General features: G+C 68.2%; 22 protein-coding genes. 15 read left to right on the top strand and 7 right to left on the bottom strand.

What is annotated here, in order from left to right; translation table 11 throughout:
- The 3 genes from ACZ3H8_RS19845 to ACZ3H8_RS19855 are packed head-to-tail and all read left to right on the top strand — an operon-like array spanning nucleotide 1 to nucleotide 4,118.
- Nucleotides 1–1,215 (top strand): cytochrome P450, encoded by a 1,215-nt coding sequence (locus tag ACZ3H8_RS19845; protein WP_467403534.1) that lies wholly within the window; start codon nucleotides 1–3, stop codon nucleotides 1,213–1,215.
- Nucleotides 1,212–2,387, top strand: coding sequence for a class-II aminoacyl-tRNA synthetase family protein (locus tag ACZ3H8_RS19850; RefSeq protein WP_467403537.1), 1,176 nt, complete (start codon nucleotides 1,212–1,214; stop codon nucleotides 2,385–2,387). Before ACZ3H8_RS19845 ends, ACZ3H8_RS19850 begins: the two co-directional genes overlap by 4 nt.
- Nucleotides 2,388–4,118, top strand: a complete 1,731-nt coding sequence (locus ACZ3H8_RS19855; RefSeq protein WP_467403538.1) for a condensation domain-containing protein — start codon at nucleotides 2,388–2,390, stop codon at nucleotides 4,116–4,118.
- A gap of 29 nt (nucleotides 4,119–4,147) precedes the next feature.
- On the opposite strand, the gene ACZ3H8_RS19860 is transcribed toward ACZ3H8_RS19855, so the two are convergent.
- Both ACZ3H8_RS19860 and ACZ3H8_RS19865 read right to left on the bottom strand, forming a co-directional pair.
- Entirely contained in the window at nucleotides 4,148–5,314 is a 1,167-nt protein-coding gene (locus ACZ3H8_RS19860; protein WP_467403541.1) for an MFS transporter, read from the bottom strand.
- Nucleotides 5,315–5,468: 154 nt separating this feature from the next.
- Nucleotides 5,469–6,860: an FAD-binding oxidoreductase gene (locus ACZ3H8_RS19865; RefSeq protein WP_467403542.1), complete on the bottom strand. Its 1,392-nt coding sequence runs from the start codon at nucleotides 6,858–6,860 to the stop codon at nucleotides 5,469–5,471.
- 142 nt (nucleotides 6,861–7,002) lie between these two features.
- Here ACZ3H8_RS19865 and ACZ3H8_RS19870 point away from each other — a divergent pair, with 142 nt between their 5' ends.
- Genes ACZ3H8_RS19870 through fabG form a run of 10 tightly spaced genes read left to right on the top strand, consistent with a single transcriptional unit; the run spans nucleotide 7,003 to nucleotide 16,906 of the window.
- Nucleotides 7,003–8,022, top strand: coding sequence for a beta-ketoacyl-ACP synthase III (locus ACZ3H8_RS19870; RefSeq protein WP_467403545.1), 1,020 nt, complete (start codon nucleotides 7,003–7,005; stop codon nucleotides 8,020–8,022).
- A gap of 49 nt (nucleotides 8,023–8,071) precedes the next feature.
- The gene (locus ACZ3H8_RS19875) at nucleotides 8,072–8,314 is read left to right on the top strand and encodes an acyl carrier protein (RefSeq protein ID WP_467403547.1); all 243 of its coding nucleotides are present in this window, start codon (nucleotides 8,072–8,074) and stop codon (nucleotides 8,312–8,314) included.
- On the top strand, nucleotides 8,311–9,531 hold the full coding sequence (locus tag ACZ3H8_RS19880) for a beta-ketoacyl-[acyl-carrier-protein] synthase family protein (protein WP_467403550.1): 1,221 nt from the start codon (nucleotides 8,311–8,313) through the stop codon (nucleotides 9,529–9,531). Before ACZ3H8_RS19875 ends, ACZ3H8_RS19880 begins: the two co-directional genes overlap by 4 nt.
- A 45-nt stretch (nucleotides 9,532–9,576) precedes the next feature.
- The gene (locus tag ACZ3H8_RS19885; protein WP_467403551.1) at nucleotides 9,577–11,448 is read left to right on the top strand and encodes an acyl-CoA dehydrogenase family protein; all 1,872 of its coding nucleotides are present in this window, start codon (nucleotides 9,577–9,579) and stop codon (nucleotides 11,446–11,448) included.
- A 2-nt stretch (nucleotides 11,449–11,450) separates the two neighbouring features.
- Nucleotides 11,451–11,864, top strand: coding sequence for an acyl-CoA thioesterase (locus ACZ3H8_RS19890; protein WP_467403554.1), 414 nt, complete (start codon nucleotides 11,451–11,453; stop codon nucleotides 11,862–11,864).
- Nucleotides 11,865–12,767, top strand: a complete 903-nt coding sequence (locus tag ACZ3H8_RS19895; protein WP_467403556.1) for a fumarylacetoacetate hydrolase family protein — start codon at nucleotides 11,865–11,867, stop codon at nucleotides 12,765–12,767.
- Entirely contained in the window at nucleotides 12,764–13,432 is a 669-nt protein-coding gene (locus ACZ3H8_RS19900; protein WP_467403559.1) for a 4'-phosphopantetheinyl transferase family protein, read from the top strand. The genes ACZ3H8_RS19895 and ACZ3H8_RS19900 overlap by 4 nt, the downstream gene beginning before the upstream one ends.
- A gap of 2 nt (nucleotides 13,433–13,434) precedes the next feature.
- On the top strand, nucleotides 13,435–15,027 hold the full coding sequence (locus ACZ3H8_RS19905) for an acyl-CoA carboxylase subunit beta (protein WP_467403560.1): 1,593 nt from the start codon (nucleotides 13,435–13,437) through the stop codon (nucleotides 15,025–15,027).
- Between the two features lie 31 nt (nucleotides 15,028–15,058).
- Entirely contained in the window at nucleotides 15,059–16,141 is a 1,083-nt protein-coding gene (locus ACZ3H8_RS19910; protein WP_467403563.1) for a branched-chain amino acid aminotransferase, read from the top strand.
- Between the two features lie 45 nt (nucleotides 16,142–16,186).
- Nucleotides 16,187–16,906: a 3-oxoacyl-[acyl-carrier-protein] reductase gene (gene fabG, locus ACZ3H8_RS19915; RefSeq protein ID WP_467403564.1), complete on the top strand. Its 720-nt coding sequence runs from the start codon at nucleotides 16,187–16,189 to the stop codon at nucleotides 16,904–16,906.
- 12 nt (nucleotides 16,907–16,918) lie between these two features.
- Here the strand turns inward: fabG and ACZ3H8_RS19920 are convergent, their stop codons facing one another.
- Complete coding sequence (locus tag ACZ3H8_RS19920) at nucleotides 16,919–17,497, bottom strand: helix-turn-helix domain-containing protein (protein ID WP_467403565.1); 579 nt, start codon at nucleotides 17,495–17,497, stop codon at nucleotides 16,919–16,921.
- A gap of 69 nt (nucleotides 17,498–17,566) precedes the next feature.
- Between ACZ3H8_RS19920 and ACZ3H8_RS19925 the strand changes: the two genes are divergently transcribed.
- Complete coding sequence (locus ACZ3H8_RS19925) at nucleotides 17,567–18,253, top strand: AzlC family ABC transporter permease (RefSeq protein WP_467403568.1); 687 nt, start codon at nucleotides 17,567–17,569, stop codon at nucleotides 18,251–18,253.
- Nucleotides 18,250–18,573, top strand: a complete 324-nt coding sequence (locus ACZ3H8_RS19930) for an AzlD domain-containing protein (RefSeq protein ID WP_381952532.1) — start codon at nucleotides 18,250–18,252, stop codon at nucleotides 18,571–18,573. Before ACZ3H8_RS19925 ends, ACZ3H8_RS19930 begins: the two co-directional genes overlap by 4 nt.
- Nucleotides 18,574–18,633: 60 nt before the next feature.
- Here the strand turns inward: ACZ3H8_RS19930 and ACZ3H8_RS19935 are convergent, their stop codons facing one another.
- The 4 genes from ACZ3H8_RS19935 to ACZ3H8_RS19950 form a co-directional block, all read right to left on the bottom strand.
- Nucleotides 18,634–18,927, bottom strand: a complete 294-nt coding sequence (locus tag ACZ3H8_RS19935; protein WP_467403572.1) for a helix-turn-helix domain-containing protein — start codon at nucleotides 18,925–18,927, stop codon at nucleotides 18,634–18,636.
- Between the two features lie 339 nt (nucleotides 18,928–19,266).
- Nucleotides 19,267–20,025 (bottom strand): iron-containing redox enzyme family protein, encoded by a 759-nt coding sequence (locus ACZ3H8_RS19940; protein WP_467403573.1) that lies wholly within the window; start codon nucleotides 20,023–20,025, stop codon nucleotides 19,267–19,269.
- A 62-nt stretch (nucleotides 20,026–20,087) separates the two neighbouring features.
- A complete protein-coding gene (locus ACZ3H8_RS19945) occupies nucleotides 20,088–20,321 on the bottom strand; it encodes a ferredoxin (RefSeq protein WP_467403576.1) in 234 nt (77 codons plus the stop codon).
- 40 nt (nucleotides 20,322–20,361) lie between these two features.
- Entirely contained in the window at nucleotides 20,362–21,633 is a 1,272-nt protein-coding gene (locus ACZ3H8_RS19950; RefSeq protein WP_467403578.1) for a hypothetical protein, read from the bottom strand.
- Between the last annotated feature and the right edge of the window lie 225 nt (nucleotides 21,634–21,858).

The following is a 21,858-nucleotide window of genomic DNA, read 5'->3' on the forward strand; positions in this document are numbered from 1 at the left end:
GTGCCCACCAGCGCGAAGGACAGCTTGCGGGGGAACAGGCGCGTCCACGACATCGACTTCGCGGCGACGGACTTCCAGCGGGACCCCTGGCCGTCGTACGACTGGTACCGGGAGCACGAGCCCGTGCATCTGTCGCAGCGTTATGGTGCCTACTTCGTTTTCGGTTACGAATACGTGCGTCGGGTGATGACGTCGCCTGACTTCACCGCCTTCCACCCCTTCCGGGTCAGCCGCCGGGCCTTCGGGCCGACCATGCTCGACCAGGACGGACAGCATCACGCACGGCTGAGGTCGGCGGCGGCGGGACCCTTTCGGCCGCGTGCCGCCGCGGAGTTCGGCCGACGCGTGGTGGCGCCGCTGGCCGGACGGATGTTGGACGATCTCCTGACGCGACGGCGCGGTGACTTCATCGCTCGACTTGCCGAGCGGCTGCCCATGGCAGTCGTCTGCCGCGTCATGGGCCTGCCGGACGGCGATACCAGGCGGCTGCACGACTTGATGCGGCCCCTGGTGGATTACGTGGATCACGGCACCGTAAGTCTGGAGCAAGTCGTCGCTGCGCGCGGGGAGTTGCGGGACCACCTGCGCAGCACCCTGCCGGACGGTCCGGGTGCCGACGGCCTGTTGAACGCTTTGGCCGAGAACGAGACTCTCAGTGAGGCCGACGTCGTCAACACATCGGTCCTGTTGCTTGCGGCGGGCACGGAGACCACGGCGGCGGGCATCACCAATCTGCTCAGCCGGGTGGCCGCCGAGCCGGAGGTGTTCCACCGCCTGGGCAAGGAACGCTCCCTTGTCCCCGCGGTCGTGGCCGAGACGCTGCGTCACGAACCTCCCCTCCACGTCACTCTGCGCTTCGCCTCCCGGGATTTGACGCTCGGCGGCGTCGACATCCCCGAAGGCACGCCGCTCCAAGTGGTGCTCGCCAGCGCGAACCGCGACCCTGCTGTGTACCCGAGTCCACACGTGTGGGACCCGGAGCGGGCGGTCAGGACGCCGCTCACCTTCGGCATGGGACGGCATGTTTGTCTGGGCATGGGACTGGCCCAGCAGGAGTTGGAGATTGTGCTCCACGGTGTGCTGGACCGCGTCGAGGAGCTCAGGCTCAGCGGAGGGCCTCTGGCCCCGGCGCAGGGCCGCACCTTCCGTACGGTCCGCGATTCTGAATGCGTCTACCAGCTCCGTGCCGTGAGCGACGTGGTGAGGACGATATGAGCGACGTGGTGACCTGGCAGGCGCCGGCGCCGCTGGAACCGTCCCAGCGCCGGACCTTCGAAGATCTTCTGCCCTACTGTCTGCCGGGTGACGGCAGGTTCTGGCTGGAGCACAAGGAACCCGGGGCGAAGGTGCGATACGTCGCGGAGCCCGGTCACAGCACGGAGGCGACCGCTGTGCTGCTCGACGAGGCCCACGCGCGGGCGGCGCTGGAGACTGCGCGCGCTCCGCACGTGGTGCTCGAGTTCGACGGCCGATCCGGCTCCGGGGCGCCAGGGGCAGATGCGACGTGGGTGGGGCCCGGGCTACGCGTCGGGGGAATGGAACTGGCCCGGCTGGTAAGGGCCTTGGACACGGTCCTCCTCGGACTGGCGGAGGACGCGGGTGCCACAGAGCGCCTCGTGCCGCACCTGGTTTCCTGGGAGACGCTCCGCCGCACCGGATACATCCGCAACTTCCCCCAGCATCTGACGGCTTGTGCGGTGGTACGGGAGAACCTGCGGGCACTTGACCGGTTCGCCCAGTCGCCGGATCCGGTTACCGCAGCGGCCGAGCTGATCCCTGCCCCTGTGGGCCTGGCACCCGCGGTATGCATGAACCTGTTCGCCGGACTCGCGGATGGCGCGTTGCCCGCACCCACCACTCTCACCGCGCGCGGCATGTGCGGACGGTACGAGGTCGGGGCGGAGACCGTCGCAACTCGCTTGTGGTCCTTCGACATGAGGGAACTGGTCTTCGTCGGGGACGCCGCCGGTGCCAAGTCGTTCCGCGACACCATGCTGGATGCGGTCGCGGACCTCGCCCGCGACGTGGGTCTGCCGTGCACGCTTACGACAGCCAGCGACCCCTTCTTCACGTCCGAGCGTGCGGACCTGCTGTGCTACCAGTCCGCGTTCAGCCTCAAGCACGAACTGCGCGGACTGCCGGCGGACGGTTCGTCGGCAGTGGCCGTCACGTCTGTCAACCTGCACAAGCAGCATTTCGGGCTCGAGTTCGGCATCACCCTGCCCGACGGCACGCCGGCCCACTCCGCCTGCGTGGGTTTCGGCCTGGACCGCTGGGCGGAGTGGATACACGGCCACCTCGGCGGCGATCCGGACAACTGGCCCGACGTCCTGCGGGCGGCAGCCACGGCTCCCAGGCCGCGCCGAACCAAGGAGGGAGACGACTAGGTGCGCCCGTCGGACAGGCTCACGGTGAACTTCGACGCCGGACCGGACAAGGAAGGCCCGGCCGGCTGGGCTCAGCTGAAGACGTTCCATCGGCGTGCCCGATACCCGCACGACCGGTACAGCTCCTTTCTCACCCACGCCGTCGAGTTGCCGGCCGGTACATCCCGGGGCAGGCTGGCCGAGGTGTTCGCCGCTCTCCTGATGACGCACGAATCCCTACGCACGGTGTATTTCGACGACGGCCGACGTCAATGCGTCTTGGGAAAGGGCGAGTTGAGGTTGGCGGTCCACGACGTGCCGGACGACGAAGGGACGCTCGCAGGGGTCCTTGAGACGCTGACTCGCAGCCCTTTCGACTTTGCGCGGGAACTCCCGCTCCGCGCGGCGGTCCTGGCACCGGGAGGCCTTCCCGTCCGGCTGGTCGTCGCCTACTCCCACATCGCGGTGGACGGCGAAGGGCTTCGGATCGTCACCGAGGATTTGCGCAACGCTCTGGCCCGACGCGGGGACCGCAACGGCTCCGGCGCCGCGCAACCGCTCGAGCTGGCCCTGGAGCAGCAATCGCCGGCCTGGCGGGAGCGTAACGCCGCCGCCCTGCGCCATTGGGACAAGGTCATGGAGCGCGTACCGCAGTCCGTGCTCGCTGTGCCCGTAGTTACGGGTGGTGACGCCGACCGTTACCTTCGCGGCCTGCTGGAGTCCCGTGCTATCGCAGAGGCGCTCCCCGTGATCGCGGCCAGGACCAGGGCGAGCGGTTCCGCCGTAATGCTGGCTGCCACGGCCGCCGTCCTTGCGCACCGGGCTGGTCTGCCCCGGTGCGCGCTCACCGCGATCGCCGCGAATCGGAACACACCTCGCACGGAGCGGTACGTCGGCACCATCTCCCAGGACGCACTGGTCCTGCTCACGCCGGGCGACGGGACGTTCGACGCGCTGGTACGGCGGGCCTGGACGGGGAGCCTCGCGGCGTATCAGCACAGTCAGGTCCATCCGTTGGACCTGTGGGACCGGATCGAGAAGGTGGGTTTCCGGCGTGGCATCCGCTTCGCCAGAGACTGCGTGTTCAACGACCGCAGCGCGCCGGGCGGCGGCGTCGAGGTGAGTGACCAGGCCGCGCCTGGAGAGGGGTCGACCATCCGCGTGCAGCGGGCCACGTTCATGCCGGTCCGGTTCTATCTGCTCGTCCTGCGCACCAGCGGCACGGCCGAGATCGCCCTGTGGTCCGACACCCGCTATCTCCCGGAACCCGAACTGCGGGAGTTTCTGGCCGGATTGGAGAGGCTCCTCGTGGCCGCGGCGAACGGAGACGTCGCACTGAGCCGGATCGGAGACATCAGCGGAGTCACGCCAGTGCCGCGCGGTCCGCAATGGCGGGAGATCGACGCCTCGCTGGTCGACGTGGACGCGGTCCGGCGACTCGTCGAGGTGGTGGCGCGCGGGCGCGGGTCGGCGGTCTTCGTGACGGACGTGACGGACACGGGCGAGACCGAACTGGTCGCGTACGTGGACACCTCAGGAAGCTCGCTGACCTCGCATGCTCTGCACCAGGCCTGCATGGCGGCGCTGCCCGACTTCGACGGAGCCATCGCGCCGACACGCTATGTGCTGTGCGACGGGGCGCCCAAGAACTCTACCGACGAGGCGGCTTGGCTCTCCGGACCTGTCACGTCGACGGGGGACGGCCGGTCGCTTGCTTCTGGTGAGACGCCGCTCGCCCCTGGTGATCGGTAGTACCCCACCATGAACGTGAACGGCGTCGCTCATCTGACGGCGTCGACCCGTACGAGGTTGCGGATGGCGGGCACGGCCAGCAAGGCCGTGCAAGTGCAGAGCGCCAACGCGGCGCTCGCCAGGAGGACTGGGTGAGTTCCGAGAACTCCGGAGGCGGGGCCGGCGATCATCTGGCCGACCGGCATCATGGCGACGGAACCGGCGACCTCGTAGGCGGAGATGCGGTTCAAGACGTCGCCGGGCAACTGGGTCTGGATGCTGGTTGCCCACATCACGCTCCAGAAAGCCATGGCACCGCCTGCCACCGCCCATCCCAACGTGACTCCCGCGAGGGGTAGTCGGGCTCCGACCGTCAGTGGCTCCAGGGCGAACCCGAACAACGCGATGGCTCCGGCGCGCAACGGGCGCACCGGCCGGATGCGCAGTGCGAGCAGACCACCGATCGCCATGCCCGCGCAGAGACCGGAGTTGACGATGCCGTACGCGCGCTCGCCGTGCCGGGTGATCAGCTCCGTGGCCGCCAGTGGGATCGTCGGACCCCACACCGTAACCATGAAGACCATCCAGATGATGACGACCGACCAGATCCAGGTTCGAGTGCGGAACTCCTGCCAGCCGCCGGCCAGCCCCGCGAAGAACCCCTTCGGCCGCGCTTCGGCGCAGGTGGGGGAGCGGAGGAGACACAGGCACAGAGCGCTGACCACGTAGGTGGCGGCGTGCGCCGCGAACACCCAGCCCACGGAGGCGATGCCGATCAGCACGCCGGCGAACGCAGGCCCGAGGACGGCCATCACGGACTCCCCGGTGCGGATGACGCCGTTCGCCTTCTGCACGTCGTTGGTGATGCTGGGCACGGTACTTGCGATGCCCGGCTGGAAGAAGGCCGCGCACACGCCGTTGACTGCGCCTATCGCGCAGAGGTGCCACAGGGTGACATTCCCGGAGAAGAAGAGCGCGGCTGCCGTGGACTGCGTACCGACCCGTACGAGATCAGCACCGATCATGAGACGCCGGGGACCGAAGAGGTCCGCGACGACGCCGCCGAAGATGACGAATCCCGCGAAACAAGCGGTGTATGCCGCCAGGGCGAGCCCAACTCCCCCCGCGGCATAGCCGTGCCGGACAAGCCCGGCCGCGAGGGCGACCGGAAGCATCATGTCGCCGAGCCTGGCCACGGTGCGTGCGGTGAAGAACAACGCGAGGTCGTGAGTCCAAAAGCCCTTCGGCCCACGGGCGTCGTCGGCCGTGCCCCTGTGTGGCCGAAGGCGGTGTGGCGGTGATGACTTCATCGGCCTGTCTTAGCAGTGACGTGGCGGGGCGGGCCGCCGGAGCGAAGGACGGTGACCGGGGTCACGGGGTGAGGACCTTGCCGGGATTGAAGATGCCCGCCGGGTCCATGGCGTGTTTGACCCGCCGGTGGAGGTCGAGCGCGGCCGGGCTCAACTCGTCGGTCAGACCACGCATCTTGAGCAGTCCGACGCCGTGCTCGCCGGTGACGGTGCCGCCCATGCCGAGCGCCTCGTCGACGATCTGCTCCAGGGCTTCGTGGCCGCGTCGACGGGCGTCCTCGTCGCCGTGCGCCACCACCACCATGGGATGCAGGTTGCCGTCCCCCGCGTGCGCGAGGCTCGCGATGCGCACACCTTGCTCGGCCGCGACGCGCTCGATGCGGTCGAGCATTTCGGGCACGCGCATACGCGGCACGCAGACGTCTTCGCTGAGCACTGCGCCGAGCCGCTCGAGTGCGGGGTAGACCAGTCTCCGCGCCGCGAACAGGGCCTCAGCCTCGGTGTCGTCGGACGACTGCGCACTCCACGTCGCGCCCGCCGAACAAAAGGCGCGCACGATGGTGTCGGCCTCCTCGGCGCCGGCCGTTCCCGGGGCGTCGGTCCGGGCGAGGAGCAGCACGCTGCCACCGTCGGTCAGGCCCATGTTCTTCCACTCGTCCACTGCCTGGAGGCAGTAGCGGTCGACGAGTTCCAGCGCGCTGGGAACTACACCGGAGGCGGTCACGGCGGCGACCGCGTGTCCCGCGGCGACCAGGTCGTCGAAGTAGCCGAGGACGGTGCGTTCCGGGGAACGGGCCCCACGTAGCCGCAGCGTGACCTCGGTGACCAGGCCCAGGGTCCCCTCGGAACCGACCATCAGAGCGGCAAGTTCGTACCCGGCGGAGCTCTTGGCCGTGCGGCGGCCGAGCCGGACCACCTCGCCGCGGCCCACCACGGCTTCCAGCCCCAGCACGTAGTCGCGCGTCACCCCGTACTTCACGCAGCACACGCCGCCCGCGTTGGTGGCGACGTTGCCGCCGATGGTCGACCACGGAGAGCTGGCCGGATCCGGTGGGTACCACAATCCCCGCTGTGCGCAGGCCTCTCTCAACTCCTCGTTGATGACACCGGGTTGCACGACCGCGACGCGTTCGTCCGGGTCGATGTTCAGGATCCGGTTCATTGCCTCGAAGGAGATCACCACACAGCCGGGGACTGCGTTGGCTCCGCCCGAAAGGCCGGTACCCGCTCCGCGGGCCACGACGGGGACACCCCGCTCGGCACAGCCGGAGACCACTGTCGCGACCTCGGCGGTCTCGTGCGGTCGTACGACGGCGGCAGGTGTGGAGTAGGGGGCCCTTTCCGCTTCGTCCCGCGCATAGGAGGCGAGGAGGGCGGGATCGGTGATGACACGCCCGGGCGGAAGGGCGTGCACGATTTCCAGGACCGTCTTCTCCAGGGCTGTTGCGTCCACGCGAGCACGCTATCCGCGGATTTCGCGACCCTCAATTGGCCTTTGGTTCACGGCCGAACATGTATGCACCAAAGGCCAATTGAGTCGGCCTTGCCCTTGCGGTGAGACTCGCAGAAGCGTCATCGACGAAGGGGGGATTCTCATGGCGGCAGTGATCGAGGGGATCGGGGGATGGCTTCCGCCCCGGGTTGTCACGAACGACGATCTGTGCGCGACGCTCGACACGACCCACGAATGGATAGAGACACGGACCGGAGTATCTGAGCGGCGCATGGTGTCGAAGGGCCTTTCGACCCGTGATCTCGCCGTCGAGGCAGGCACGAAGGCCCTGAAGTCCGCCGGTACGGCGATGGTCGACGCCGTTGTCCTCGCGACCACGTCCTTCGACCGGTTGTGCCCCGCGGTGGCGCCGGAAGTCGCGCATCTGCTCGGGCTCGGAACGGTTCCCGCCTTCGACCTGACCTCGGCGTGCAGCGGTTTCCTCTACGGGCTTGCCACCAGCTGCGGACTGATCGAATCGGGCGTGGCCGACCGCGTGCTGTTCATCGGGGCGGAAGCCTTCACCACGCTGGTCAACCCCAAGGATCGCGGCACGGCGCCGATCTTCGGAGACGGCGCGGGTGCGGTGGTGCTGCGCCGAGGCGACGCGGACGAGCAAGGAGCGCTCGGGCCGTTCGACCTCGGCAGTGACGGTGCACGCGCCGATCTGCTCGCCATCCCCGCGGGCGGTTCGCGCCAGCGCTCGGCCTCGGCGGGACTCGGTCACGACGCGGTCCCGGCCGGGGACTGGTATCTGCGCATGGAGGGCCGGCCGCTCTTTCAGCAGGCCGTGGAGCGGATGTCCGAGTCATCGCGGGGTGTGCTCGACCGCAAGGGATGGTCGGTCGCGGACGTCGACTGGTTCGTCGGCCACCAGGCCAACGTCCGCATCGTCAACGCCGTGGCGGACGAACTGGACCTGGAGAGGGACCGCGTCGCAGTCAACATCGACCGGGTCGGCAACACGCTTGCCGCTTCGGTCCCGCTGTTGTTGAACGACATCGCCCACACCGGCGCCCTCCGGCCCGGCCACCGCGTGCTGCTGTCCGCGTTCGGCGCGGGCCTTTCCTGGGGATCGACCGTGCTCACCTGGCCGGACATCCCGGTCGAGGGTGTGCAGTAGCCAGCACCACCGAGCGCCTTATCACGCCATGTCTTTCGGGAGGAAACAAATGAGCTCTGTCCAGGACTCCGTCATTGAGGTCTTCGCCAGCAGGTTCGACATCGACAAGGAGTCGATCGCGCCGGACGCGACCTTCGACGATCTGGGCCTCGACTCGCTTTCCCAGATCGAACTCGCGACCGCAGTGAAGAAGCGGCTTGGAGTGGAGATCTCGGACGAGGAACTGTCCGAGATCTCCGTGGTCGCCGACTTGGTATCCCTGGTCGAGAAGAAGGGCGTGAATGTCCGATGACCCCTTTCGCTGCGGCGATCACCGGAATCGGCCTGGTGACGCCGGCCGGGATCGGGGTCGAAGAGAACTGGCAGGGCGTCCTCAAGGCGAAGAAGACGGCCGCCCATGATTCCGAACTGACGGACCTTCCCGTGGACATCGCATGCCGGGTACCGGACTTCTCCCCGGCGCGCAGGGGTCTGCGTAACGCCTGGCAGTTCGACCGGTATGCACAATTCGCCATCGTGGCTGCGCGCGATGCCCTGGCCGATGCCGGGCATCAGCCGAGCGCTTGGGCGGACAGCGCCAGAGTGGCCGTGGTGATCGGCTCGGGTGCCGGCGGTACGGCGACACTCGAGGCCCAGCACAAGGTCCTCCTCGAGGAAGGGCCTTCGGAAGTCTCGCCCATGACACTGCCCATGGGGCTGCTCAACATGGCGGCTGGCCAGCTGGCGATCGACGTCGGCGCCAACGGTCCCTGCCTCGCGCCCTGTTCGGCCTGCGCCTCGGGGGCCAGCGCCATCGGGATCGGGCGCGAGATGCTGCGGACCGGTGTCGCCGACATCGTCATCGCCGGTGGCGCGGAGGCTCCCGTCACGCCCTTGTACTCGTCGACGTTCGCCCGCATGCGCGCGCTGTCGCGGCGGACGGACACACCAGGGACGGCGTCACGGCCCTTCGACGCGACGCGAGACGGGTTCGTCCTCGGCGAGGGCGCCGGAGTGGTCGTCCTGGAGTCCGAGGAGCACGCCCGGGCGCGCGGGGCGCGTACGTACGGCAGGGTGATCGGTTATGGCGCTTCAGCCGATGCCCACCACGTGACGTCCCCGCATCCTGAGGGACGGGGCGCCGAACTGGCGGTACGCGCGGCGCTTGCCGATGCCGGTGTGAGCGGATCCGACGTGCGGTACGTCAACGCGCACGGCACGTCTACCCCGCTCAACGACGTCGTCGAGTCCGGCGTGATCCACCGCGTGATCGGCTCCGACGCGGCGGTCAGCTCCACGAAGGGTGTCACCGGACACCCGCTCGGTGCGGCTGGTGCCATCGAGGCGGCCTTCGCCGCGCTCGCCGCGTACCACGGGCTCATCCCGCCGACGGCGAACCTCAAAGATCCGGACTCCCGTGTCGACGTCGACCTCGTCTACAAGGAGCCGCGCTCCGGCTCCGTCGACATCGCTCTGAGCAATTCCTTCGGCTTCGGCGGCCAGAACACGGCTCTGCTGATCGCCGCCTGACCCCGAAGCCTTGACCGACCGCGCATGTGAGGAGACGGAGACGCGATGACCAGTGCCACGGTTCCGGGCCCGGCGGAGTCCAACGAGGGTGACGCCAGTCGTGCAGAGCTGACCGGATTGATCTTCGACGGTGCCTACGAGAACGTGCACGCCGACATCCGGGCGCTGTTGCTGGACCCGGTCTTCGACGCCCGCGACGGACTGAGCCTGCCCGAGGCCGGGCGACTGGCCTACGAGCGGTCCCGCTTCGTTCACGGGCGCCTCGAGCGGCCGCTGGAGATCCTGAAGAACCCGCGCCGGCTGTTTGCGCTGGCCGAATGGCCCTCCTTGCTGGACGTATCGACGTTCTCGCTGCTGATGGTCCACTACAACCTCTGCTTCGGCACTGTGGCGGAGCACGGCGGTGACCGGGAGGACCTGAAGGACTACGTCGAAGAGCTCGACGGCCTGGAGTCGTTTGGCCCGTACATGGCCACCGAGCTCGGCTACGGCAACAACGTGGCGGCGCTGCGCACGGAAGCGGTCTACGACCGTGACACCGAGACCTTCGTACTCAACACGCCGGACCCGCTCGCACAGAAGTACATGTCGTACAGCGGTTTCCAGGATGTTCCGAAGGTCGCGGTGGTGCTGGCCAGGCTGAAGGCCGGCGGAAAGGACCACGGCGTCTATCCCTTCGTCGTCCGCATCAGCGATGCGGCGGGCCTGTGCGAAGGCGTCCACGCCGCGCCCTGCCCGGAGAAGCCCGTGCAGGGTCTCGACAACGGTCTGACCTGGTTCGACCACGTGCGCGTGCCGCGCCGCAACCTGCTCCTCGGCGACATGGGCGAGTTCACGCAGGACGGTGCCTTCAAGCCGGCCGCGGGCAATCAGCGCAAGCGGTTCCTGAAGGCGATGAGCCGCATCCAGCCCGGCAGGCTCTGCGTGTCCAGCGCGGCCGTCGGAGCGGGCCGGGCGAGCGTGTATATCGCCCTGAGGTACGCGGCGCAGCGACTCACCAATGCCCCCGGCCGTAACGACATGCCTGTCATCGAGTACCGAAGCCACCAGCTGTCCCTCTTCACACAGCTGGCCAAGGTCTACGCGATGACCTTCCTGCTCAACCACGCCAAGCGCACCTACCTGAGCCAGGCCGGCGAGATCTCGGCCGAGCTCGGCGTGCTCATCGCCCTCACGAAGGCCCTCACCACCTGGGAGATGACGGAGACCGTCGCCGTCTGCCGGGAACGCTGCGGTGCCCAGGGCATCTTCAGCGCCAACCGGATTGCGGACTACGGTTCCCTGCTCCAGGGCCTGGTCACCGCGGAGGGCGACAACCAGGTGTTGCTCGCGACCACCGCGGGCCAGTTGCTCGCCCGATCCGCCGCCGCGACCGCCGCGGAGCCCCGGGCCGAGCGTGGCCCCGACGGTCTCCTGGACCTGGACCTGCTGGTGGGGATTCTGGGTAAGAGGGAGCGGTCGCTGCACGAGGAGGGCCGCGCCCGGATGACGGACGACACCGACCGCACGTACTTCGAAGCGTGGAACACCACCATGAACTCCGCGCTGGCCATGGCCCGTACGCAAGCGGTACGGGTGACACTCGAGTGCTTCGCCGCCGCCGTCGGTGAAGCGCACGAGCCGTCCGTCCGCGCCGCGCTGCACGAACTGGCTCTTCTCTACGCGCTGACCGAGCTCCAGCGCGACGCGGGCTGGTACTTGGCGCAGGGCGCGCTGACTGCTCAGGAGGTGCGGGCGCTGCCCGATCTGATCGACGAGGCGTGCACACGCATTCTCCCGCATACGTCGCTGCTGATCGACGGCTTCTGGCTGTCGCCCGAGCTGCTGCGCTCCCCGATAGCCGCGGACGACTACGTCTCCGCCTTCCAGGCGCTCACCGGAGCAGGCCCGTCCGCCACCGCGACAGGAGGGAAGTGACCATGGCCCGGCACGTATACCACTGTCCGCTGCGCTGGGCGGACATGGACGTCTACGGGATCGTCAACAACGTCAACTTCCTTCGATATCTGGAGGAGGCCCGCGTTGACTTCATCTTCCGCATGACACCGACCGAGGGCGATGCCTTCTTCAAGGACGGTTCGGTGGTGGTGAGTCACGAGATCTCGTACAAGAGGCAACTGGTGCACCGGCACGAGCCGGTCGAGATCGAGATGTGGGTGTCACGGCTCCAGTCGGCCACGGTCGCCATCGACTACGACGTCAAGGACGGCGACACGGTGTATGCATCCGCCTCGACTGTCATGGCTCCTTTCGACTACAAGGCAGGACGCCCACGTCGACTCACCGACGCGGAGATCGCCTTTTTCGAGAAGTACCTCGAAGAGGAGGGGTGAATGCGCCTGCTGCGGATCGGACCACGGGGGGAGGAGCGCCCTTGCGCCGTCCACGCAGACGGTACGGTGCGCGATCTCTCGGCATGGGTTCCCGACTGGAGCGGCGCCGCACTCGATCCTTGTCGACTGCGTGAACTCGCCGAGCGCCTAGCCCACGAGGGTCCGAAGTTGCCTGTCGCCGGCCCGCACGAGCGGGTCGGCCCGCCCGTGCGGCCCGGTGGCCACGTGCTGTCCATCGGCCTGAACTACCGAGCGCACGCGGTGGAGGCCGGGATGGAGGTGCCCACCGAGCCCTACGTGTCGAGCAAGGCGCCTTCGACGGTGGTCGGGCCCTTTGACGACCTCGTCATTCCGCCCGGCAGCCGCAAGACGGACTGGGAGGTGGAACTGGCCGTGATCATCGGGCGTCGTGCCCAGTACCTGGCCGGCCGGCAACATGCTCTCGACCACGTCTCGGGTTTCTGCACGGCCGACGACGTCTCGGAGCGCGGCTGGCTGCTGGAGCGGGGCGGTCAGTGGATCAAGGGCAAGTCGTTCGAGACCTTCACCCCGCTGGGGCCGCACCTGGTGACCCCGGACGAGGTGGGTGATCTGCAGTCGCTGAGGCTGACCTGCCGTGTCAACGGCCGTCAGATGCAGGACGGCTGCACCGGCGACATGGTCTTCGATGTCGCCCACGTCGTCTGGTACCTCAGCCAGTTCCTGGTGTTGCAGCCGGGAGACGTCGTGCTGACCGGTTCCCCCGCAGGCATCTCCCTGGCCCGGCCCGACGTGGACTTCCTGCGCCCCGGAGACCTGCTCGAGGTGGAGGTGGGCGGGCTCGGCGCACAACGCCAGCGGTGCCGCGCCTTCGAGAGCGGGGGAGAGGTCGTCACCGTCCCCGGATCCACGGGGGTCTGGTGATCGAGGAGGTCGTCCCGAGGCGCGTCGCGGGCCGCGAGGCGTACGGCGACTCGGAGGGCATCACCCTGCACCCGGAGGAGGAAGCCGTCGCACGCCACTTCGCGACTCCGCGGCGGGCGGCGTTCACGACCGGGAGGCACTGCGCCCACCAAGCCTTGGCGGACTTGGGAGAACCCGTCGGGGCGATCCTGAGGTCGCCCGGCGGCGCTCCGCACTGGCCGGCTTCGGTGGTCGGGAGCATCACGCACTGCGACGGCTATCGTGCGGCCGCGGTCGCAAGTCGGGCCCACGCCAGGGCGGTCGGTATCGATGCCGAGCCGAACTGCGAAGTCCCCGAGGACGTCATGGAGTTCATCTCGACACCTCAAGAGCGCCTCCACGTACGGGAGCTGATCGCCAGTCGTCGCGAGGTGTGCTGGGACCGCTTGCTCTTCAGCGTCAAGGAGAGCGTCTATAAGGTCTGGCACCCGCTGACCGGGCGGTTCCTCGGCTTTCGGGAGGCAGAGGTCGACTTCGCGGCCGACACGGCGGCGTTCGACGTACGGCTGCGCCCTCGCGGCGGGCGGCACCAGCACCTTCCCGAGAAGCTGCACGGCCGCTGGACCAGCCGCAATGGCCTGCTGCTCACTGCGATCACGCTGTCGGTCACAGAAGGAGAGAGCTAGGAATGCCCCCTCAGACGCAGACGTGTGACGATCCAGCGGTACCCGGTGACGCCTTGAGTCGCCTGGCCGAACTGCGTGAGATCAAGCGGGCGGCGCGCCGGGGACCGAGCGAGCGCGCCACGGCGGCCCAGCACGCCAAGGGCAAACTCACGGCGCGGGAGCGGATCGAACTGCTCCTGGACCCGGGTTCGTTCACCGAGGTGGAGACCCTGCGCCGCCACCGGGCCACGGGCTTCGGCCTGGAGACGAAGAGGCCGTACACGGATGGCGTGGTCACGGGCTGGGGCTCCGTGGAGGGCCGGACAGTCTTCGTGTACGCCCACGACTTCCGCATCTTCGGCGGTGCCCTGGGTGAGGCCCACGCCGCGAAGATACACAAGATCATGGACATGGCCATGGCGGGCGGCGCGCCACTCGTCTCCCTCAACGACGGCGCGGGCGCCCGCATCCAGGAAGGCGTCAGCGCGCTCGCAGGCTACGGCGGCATCTTCCGCCGCAACGCCCAGGCCTCGGGCGTCATCCCGCAGATCTCGGTGATCCTGGGCCCGTGCGCCGGAGGGGCTGCGTATGCCCCGGCTCTGACGGACTTCGTGTTCATGGTTCGCGACACGTCGCAGATGTTCATCACCGGGCCCGACGTGGTCCGGGCGGTCACCGGCGAGGAGATCACGCAGAACGGGCTCGGTGGCGCGGACGTGCACGCCGGGACATCGGGCGTCGCGCATTTCTCGTACGACGACGAGGTGACCTGCATCGCCGAGGTGCGCTACCTGTTGTCGCTACTGCCTTCCAACAACCGTGAGATGCCGCCCGTTTGTCCGACGACCGACCCTCCTGACCGTCGCTGCGACGACCTGCTGCGCATCGTGCCGACCGACGGCAAGGTGCCGTACGACATGATGGAGGTCATCGAAGGGTTCGTCGACGACGGCGAGTGCCTCGAGGTCCACGAGCGCTGGGCCACCAACGTGATCTGCTGTCTGGCGCGCGTCGGCGGCCGGCCGGTCGGGGTTGTGGCCAGCCAACCCCAGTGCTTGGCCGGCGTGTTGGACATCAAGGCCTCGGAAAAGGCCGCGCGCTTCGTGCAGATGTGTGATGCCTTCAACATCCCGCTCATCACGTTGCTCGACGTACCGGGCTTCCTGCCCGGTGTCGCTCAGGAGCACGACGGCATCATCCGGCACGGTGCCAAACTGCTCTACGCGTACTGCACCGCCACCGTGCCCCGCATCCAACTGATCTTGCGCAAGGCCTACGGAGGGGCATACATCGTGATGGACTCGCGCTCCATCGGAGCCGACCTGGCCTTCGCCTGGCCGACCAACGAGATCGCCGTGATGGGCGCAGAAGGCGCCGCGAACGTCGTCTTCCGCCGGCGGATCGCCGAGGCGGAGGACCCCGAGGCGGTACGGGAGCAGGTCGTCAAGGAATACAAGGCGGAACTCATGCACCCGTACTACGCGGCGGAGCGCGGGCTCGTCGACGATGTCATCGACCCCGCCGACACCCGCAACGTCCTTGCCCGCGCGCTGACGATGCTGTGCTCCAAGCGCGGTGAGCAACCGGCGCGCAAGCACGGCAATCCGCCCGTCTGACCCCCAGTCCACACCATCTCGGAGGAGCCCCATGCCGGTCGAGTTCGCCCACCAGCCCGCCGTCCCCACCCCGGACCCCGAGCGGGAGCGCTTGATGTCCGACCCCGCCTTCGGTGAGGTGTTCACCGACCACATGGTGACGATCAAGTGGGCCGAGGAGCGCGGCTGGTACGACGCTCGGGTCGAGCCGTACGGCCCGATCGCTCTCGAACCCTCCGCCCAGGTCTTCCACTACGGGCAGGAGATCTTCGAGGGCATGAAGGCGTATCGCCGCCCGGACGCGTCGGTGGCGACCTTCCGGCCGTACGCGAATGCCGCGCGGCTGAACTCCTCCTGCCGGCGGATGGCGATGCCGCCTCTCCCCGAGGACACCTACGTCGAAGCCTTGGAACGGTTGGTCGCCGCCGACCAGAAGTGGGTTCCCCGCCAGCCCGGACACAGCCTGTACCTGCGGCCCTTCATGATCGCGACGCAACGGTCCATAGGCTTCTACCAGCCGTCCACCGAGTACCTGTTCGTGGTGATCGCATCGCCCGCGGCCGCCTACTTCAAGGCCGGGCCCCAGCCCGTCTCCGTGTGGGTGCCGAGCGAGCACGTGCGGGCAGCGCCGGGTGGCACGGGTGCCGCGAAGTGCGGCGGCAACTACGCAGGGACGCTGTTGGCCATGGAGGAGGCCCGGCGGCAGGGCTGCGACCAGGTGGTGTGGCTGGACGCGGTGGAGCGTCGTTGGGTGGAGGAGATGGGTACCAGCAACCTGTTCTTCGTCTACGGATCGCGGCTGGTCACACCGGAGTTGACGGGCACCCTGCTGCCGGGCATCACCAGGGACTCGCTGCTGACACTGGCCGGGGACCTCGGTTACACGGCGGAGGAGGGGCGGATCAGCGTCGATCAGTGGCGTGCGGACGCGGAAGCCGGAGCGCTCACGGAGGTGTTCTCGTGCGGCACTTCGTCGATGATCACGCCCGTGAGCCGGATCAAGAGCGTCGATGGACAGTGGACGGTGGGCGGTGGCGGCGTCGGGCCGGTCACGATGCGGCTGCGGGAAGAGCTCATGGGCATCCAGGCCGGCGAGCGTCCCGACCCGTACGGCTGGGTCCACAAACTCGCCTGAGCACCGCCCGTACCGCACGCGGGCACGATCGAAAGGAGGAATTCGGTGAGCCGATCCGTTCTCATCACCGGAGGCAATCGGGGCATAGGCCACGCAGTCGCGCGGGCCTTCGCCGACGCCGGCGAGCAGGTCGCGATCACGTACCGGTCCGGCGAGCCGCCTCGTGACCTCGTGGACGCGGGCTGTCTCGCCGTGCGCTGCGATGTCACGGACACCGAGCAGGTGGAGATGGCGTTCAAGGACATCCAGGCACGGCACGGCCCCGTCGAGGTGCTGGTCGCCAATGCCGGTATCACGCGGGACAACCTGCTGCTGCGCATGCCGGAGGACGACCTCAGTGCGGTGCTCGAAACGAACCTCGTCGGAGCCTTCCGTGTCCTCAAACGTGCCACGGCCGGCATGCTGCAGGCCCGCAAGGGGCGTGTCGTCCTGGTCTCGTCCGTAGCTGGTCTGCACGGCTCTGCCGGGCAGACCAACTACGCCGCTTCCAAAGCAGGGTTGGTGGGCCTGGCTCGCTCCTACGCCCGCGAGATGGGCCCACGCGGCGTCACCTGCAACGTTGTCGCCCCTGGCTTCGTCGACACCGACATGACCCGGGCTCTGAACGAGAGACAGCGCGCCGCCGCGCTCGCGAAGGTCCCGCTGGCGCGTCTGGCGACTCCGGAGGAGATCGCGGCGACGGTACGGTTCCTCACGTCGGACGGCGCCTCATACATCACCGGTGCCGTCATCCCCGTGGACGGCGGCATGGGGATGGGGCACTGACCCTCCGAGCCCTTACACGTGCTCGCTGACCAGCACGGCCCAGGTGCCCGGCTCCAGTGCGCGGAACACATGGGGCAGATCGGCCGGGTAAGTGATGGCGTCACCAGGGCCCAGTTCCACAGCATCGTCGGCCAGCCCCACCAGCGCCCGGCCGGAGCCCAGCACCACGTGCTCCACGACTCCCGGCATGTGCGGGTCCGACGTGCGCTGGTGCCCCGGCTCGGCGGTGACGCGGTAGATGTCGCGTCGCGCGCCGGGCGGGCAGGTCGAGAGCAGGACGGCGTGGTAGTCGGCCTGGGCGGAGGAGACGGCAGCCCCTTCTCCGACCCTGATCACCTGGACCCGGGGCTGACGGGGTTCGACCAACCGGGAGAACGGCGTATCCAGTGCGACACAGAGCGCCCAGAGAGTCTCCAGGCTGGGGTTTCCCGAGCCTGATTCCAGTTGGGAGAGAGTGGATTTGGCGATCCCCGCCCGCTGCGCGACCTCGCTGAGGCTCAGGCCGGCGCGGTTGCGTTCTCGGCGTAGAGCGGCGGCGATGGCCTCCAGCGGGGGCTTCGTGGAGTCGGCTGTTGGCGGGGGTGTCTTCATCGGTCGTTCGCTCCACCGGTCGGCCGTTCGTCTTGACGAACGAACTTCGTGGCGTTCATCATGTACTCCATGCGTTCGATATGGAGAACTCTAGCGCGCGAAGTGCTGCGTGACGTGGCATTGGTGTGTCTGGCGGTTGGTGTCATCGGCCTGTCCTACGGCGCGATTGCGGTGGCATCAGGGTTCCCTCTGTGGGTGCCGGTGCTGCTGGGAGTGCTCGTCGTCGCCGCGTCCTCGGAGTTCCTGTTCATTGGGATTATCGCCGCGGGCGGCAGCCCGATTGCAGCCGTTCTGGCGGGGCTGCTGGTCAACGCCCGGCACCTGCCCTTCGGGCTGGCCATTCCGGACGTGATCGGCCGCGGCTGGCGTCGGTTCCTCGACACACACCTCATGAATGACGAGACCGTTGTCTTCGCCCTGGCGCAGAAGGACCTGCCCGCCAAGCGCGCCGCGTACCGGCTGTGCGGACTCGGCATCTTGGTGTGCTGGCCGCTTGGCGCCCTCTTGGGCGGCATGGCCGGTGCGGTGATCAAGGACACGGATGCCCTCGGCTTGGACGCCATGTTCCCGGCGGTCATCCTGGCGCTGATCCTGCCGGCCCTGCGTGACCGGAAGACCCGGACCGCGGCCCTTCTCGGCTCCGCGCTCGCTCTGGTCGCGACACCGTTCCTGCCGGTCGGGCTGCCCGTCCTGCTGGCGTTGGCCGGCGTCATCTTGGCGACAAAGCGTGTACGAGAGGATGAAGGCGCGCGATGACGAACACTCCGTTGCTGGTCGGGGCGATGCTCGTGCTGGCCATCGGAACGTATGCCTTCCGTCTGGCGGGCCCGGCGTTGCGCTCCAGGGTCGAGTTCCCGCCCGCGGTGGAGAAGCTCATGGAGCGCTCCGCGGTGGTGTTGCTCGCCGCACTGGTTGCCACCACCGCACTGTTCGAGGCTCATGAGTGGGCGGGGGTGGCCCGCCCGGTCGGAGTGCTGGTAGGAGGTCTCCTCGCGTGGCGCAAGGCGCCGTTCGTCGTGGTGGTCCTGGGGGCCGCCGTATGCACGGCCCTGCTGCGGCTGGTGGGTGTCTCCTGAGCGCGTACGGTGGCCGGCCCCGCGGCCGTCCGGTCACGGACGGGGCGGGAATCCGTCAGGTCAGCCGCGTCCACAGGAGTGCACGAGAGGCGTGGAGCAGGGAGGCGAGGGGAGCACGGGTGAGGTGCGGTTGCTGATGTGCACCGCCCAGGCGAAGGCGACGATCCCCGCCTGCAGGCGAGACTCCACGTCGAGCTTGGCCAGCACCTGTGCCACGTGCGCCTTCACCGTCCGTTCGGTGACTTTCAGGAACGTGGAGATCGAACGGTTCGAAGCACCCTCGGCCAGCAGACAGAAGACTTCGAACTCGCGTTGCGACAGGGCCGAGACCTTGTCGAATAAGGTCCCCCACATATGGTCGGGCTCAGCGGCGTAAGGCCTTCGGCTGGTGCTGTGCGTAGGGATCCGGGCAGCTTGAGTGGCGATTACGGGGCTCCTGTCGTGTGAGTGAGCCGAGGCGGCCGAGGCCGACGCTCTATGGGGGCATGCTGACGCCGGAGCGGTCACGTTCGTGGCTGCCGGCCCGGCTGAGAGCGCGCTGTTCGCCCATGTGTGCCCCAAGCGCCGCGTCCCCGTTCACGAGGTTTGCCTCAACACCACCGGCAAGTGCATCGCGGGGACCGAACACCCCTGCGCCCCGCAGCCGGTTCTCCGGGGTGCAAGGGTGATCGGTGTCGGGCCGACAGCCGTGGGTCAGCTGGGCCTGAGAGTGCGATGGATCTCGGCCCAGTTCTCGGCGAGCAGGTCGAGGTAGGCCGTGAAGCCCCATTCCAGTTGCTTGATGTCCTCGAGCGAGCTGCAGGCCTTGGCGGCGGTCGACAGGGAGTGGACCTTGTGTTCCTTCTCCGTGGCCCCTATGTGCAGGTAGAAGAATTCGCACTGCTCGTGGAACTCTTCGAACCCGTAGTGGCGGCGGTAGTTGCGCACGCCCTCGTACAGGCTGACCAGCTGCGGATACGCGTGCCACTCCTGGGCAAGCAGGGCGCCGCAGACCTCCTGCGGATACCGGCTGCTGAACGTCTTCTCGCTCTCCTCGATGAGGCGCAGTGTCGAAGGCAGCACCGGGGCCTTCACCGTGTCCAGGTCGACGTCGTGGCCGCGCATCCGGCTCAGCAGATTCTCGAGGAAGTCGCGCAGGATCACCGAGTGCGCCTTGGCGGGGTCTCCGTGACCCATCTCGTCGTAGAGGTTCTCCACCGTTTCAGCACGTGCTGTGAGGTCCTTCATGTGCAGGAAGGCCAGTGCGATACGGATCGGGGTACGCCGCACACGCTCGTAGAAGTTCTTGGCGACGAGTTCCACCTCGTCGGTGGTGAGCTCTTCGGCGATCCACATGTCATAGAAGGCGTTGTTCACCGCGGGGTGCTCGGCGCACCCGCGTGCCAGGGCGTGGATGCGGTCGTATGCCTCCTCGAGCGAGAGTTGCGACGGCTGATCCGAAATGACGGTCACATCTGCTCCGTTACGTTGCGGGCTTCTGCATTCCTTGAGTGGTGCTGTGGGCTCTGGGTCTGTCAGTCCACGAGGTGGATGCACAAGGCGGGGCATGCCTTGGCGCACTGCTCGGCGAGCGCCACCTGGTGCTCGGGTACTTCGGCCTGGCTGCCCTCGCCTCCAGGCTGGTCGAGGACTTCGCCGTCCTGGCGCACGTACGCCAGGAAGCCGTCCCCGATGGCGAACAACTCCGGTGCCTCCTCTTCGCACAGGCCGCTGTTCTGGCACCGGGACTGGTCGATCCACATGCGCATGACGTCTCCCTTTCCCTTCTGACGGTGGCTTCGCCGATGCCTACGCGTCGTCCCTGCGGATGACCGCGCCGGCCCGGTAGGTCTCCTCCACCACGACCCGGATCCACTCGGCGTAGCGGATGGTGTGCTTGAGTTCGTCGACGGTGAACTCGTCGCGTTCGTCATGGCTCATCCGTACGACTCGGAAGTCGCCGACCATGGGTGTCAGCACGTTCTCGGTGCCTTCGGCCAGGCGGTAGCCCAGGGCGAACGATGCCCGGCCGCCGCTGGAGCAACCTATGCTCTGGTGGCCTCGGTAATGGGCGTCCTCGTTGCGGAACAGCATGTGTCCGCCGTGCTTCTCCACGAACTGGCCCTGCATGCAGCCGGGGCCGTACAAGCTGCGGATGGCCCCGCGCTTCAGCTTCAGCATGCGGGCGCGGATGGTGCGTTGGAGTTGGTCGTCGGAGTCGTGCCCCAACCGCTCTGCGTAGTCGGCCAGTTCGATCCCTTCGCGCAACTGCGTCTCGGTGAAGAACGCCTGACTCGTGGTCATCTCGTGCGGCCGGTCCAGCATGTTCCCCATCGGGCAGGTGAGCGTCACGTGATCCGCACGCAGCACGGGGTCCTTGAGAGCCGCCGCCATGATCGCGCGGAGTACGGATGCGCTCTGAGCGTCTTGGGCGATGGCCTTGCGCGTCACGGCGGCCAGCCGATCGGCCGTGGAGGTACCGTCGCCAGAGCCGGGCAGGGTGGCCAGCGCTTGCTCGGCCGGCATCGGGAGCACGCTTCGATCGACGTCCCCGCGCGGGAACACTCCCTCGGTACGGAACCAGGCGCGCCCGTCGATGATCGAGTACAGCTCATGAGTCTCCTCGACCAGTGCGCGCATGCGCGCCAGCCGGAACGCCAGGTCGAGCAGGGCCTGGGGTGCGGCCTCGTCCGGGTCGACGACAGACGCGTACAGCGCGTGGCGCGCAAGCAATGCAGTGCGCACTGCTGCAGAGTCCGCCCGGTCCTCGAGCTCGTCGAGTCCGACGGCGGCGGCGTTCAGCGTGAACAGGGTCAGGACGAGGTCCGCCTCCTCGTCGCCCCATTCCTCAGGGGCACGCTCGCTCAGAGACTCCAGGGCCGAGCGCAGGTCGGCGCGCACGCGGTACTCGCCCTTGTACACCAGCCAGTGGTGGCGGCTGTAGATGAGCGGCCGGAGGCAGGCGCCGAGGACGCCGGCCAGACAGTTCGGGTCCGGTAACGCACCCACAGCGGCGCGGAACGCCGCCGCCGTATCGATACCGGCAAGGTGGGCATTCGACGAGGACACAGGCACGGGCATTGCTTCACCTCTTGGTTCTTGACGTGACAGCAGTCGTGGTACGCAGGAGGGCGGTTCGTCCGGAGCATCGGGCGGCGGAGGCCACGGGGACCCTGTGCGCCGACGTCGCGTGGTCCACGGCCTGGTGTTCGGATGCGGAAACCTGCCTCGCGCATCGTCACCCGCCATGCTCTTCTGGCTTGTCGAAGATGTGTGACGTGACGTCGTTGTCACGGGAAGCGAAGT

The organism is Streptomyces sp. NPDC002868 (assembly GCF_055563295.1).

What these genes read in the sequence shown, in the direction of transcription:
- ACZ3H8_RS19850 (WP_467403537.1), top strand. Translation starts at nt 1,212, where the DNA reads ATGAGCGACGTGGTGACCTGGCAGGCGCCGGCGCCGCTGGAACCGTCC.
- ACZ3H8_RS19870 (WP_467403545.1), top strand. Translation starts at nt 7,003, where the DNA reads ATGGCGGCAGTGATCGAGGGGATCGGGGGATGGCTTCCGCCCCGGGTT.
- ACZ3H8_RS19875 (WP_467403547.1), top strand. Translation starts at nt 8,072, where the DNA reads ATGAGCTCTGTCCAGGACTCCGTCATTGAGGTCTTCGCCAGCAGGTTC.
- ACZ3H8_RS19880 (WP_467403550.1), top strand. Translation starts at nt 8,311, where the DNA reads ATGACCCCTTTCGCTGCGGCGATCACCGGAATCGGCCTGGTGACGCCG.
- ACZ3H8_RS19885 (WP_467403551.1), top strand. Translation starts at nt 9,577, where the DNA reads ATGACCAGTGCCACGGTTCCGGGCCCGGCGGAGTCCAACGAGGGTGAC.
- ACZ3H8_RS19890 (WP_467403554.1), top strand. Translation starts at nt 11,451, where the DNA reads ATGGCCCGGCACGTATACCACTGTCCGCTGCGCTGGGCGGACATGGAC.
- ACZ3H8_RS19895 (WP_467403556.1), top strand. Translation starts at nt 11,865, where the DNA reads ATGCGCCTGCTGCGGATCGGACCACGGGGGGAGGAGCGCCCTTGCGCC.
- ACZ3H8_RS19905 (WP_467403560.1), top strand. Translation starts at nt 13,435, where the DNA reads ATGCCCCCTCAGACGCAGACGTGTGACGATCCAGCGGTACCCGGTGAC.
- ACZ3H8_RS19910 (WP_467403563.1), top strand. Translation starts at nt 15,059, where the DNA reads ATGCCGGTCGAGTTCGCCCACCAGCCCGCCGTCCCCACCCCGGACCCC.
- ACZ3H8_RS19920 (WP_467403565.1), bottom strand. Translation starts at nt 17,497, where the DNA reads ATGAAGACACCCCCGCCAACAGCCGACTCCACGAAGCCCCCGCTGGAG.
- ACZ3H8_RS19925 (WP_467403568.1), top strand. Translation starts at nt 17,567, where the DNA reads ATGCGTTCGATATGGAGAACTCTAGCGCGCGAAGTGCTGCGTGACGTG.
- ACZ3H8_RS19930 (WP_381952532.1), top strand. Translation starts at nt 18,250, where the DNA reads ATGACGAACACTCCGTTGCTGGTCGGGGCGATGCTCGTGCTGGCCATC.
- ACZ3H8_RS19935 (WP_467403572.1), bottom strand. Translation starts at nt 18,927, where the DNA reads ATGTGGGGGACCTTATTCGACAAGGTCTCGGCCCTGTCGCAACGCGAG.
- ACZ3H8_RS19945 (WP_467403576.1), bottom strand. Translation starts at nt 20,321, where the DNA reads ATGCGCATGTGGATCGACCAGTCCCGGTGCCAGAACAGCGGCCTGTGC.
- ACZ3H8_RS19950 (WP_467403578.1), bottom strand. Translation starts at nt 21,633, where the DNA reads ATGCCCGTGCCTGTGTCCTCGTCGAATGCCCACCTTGCCGGTATCGAT.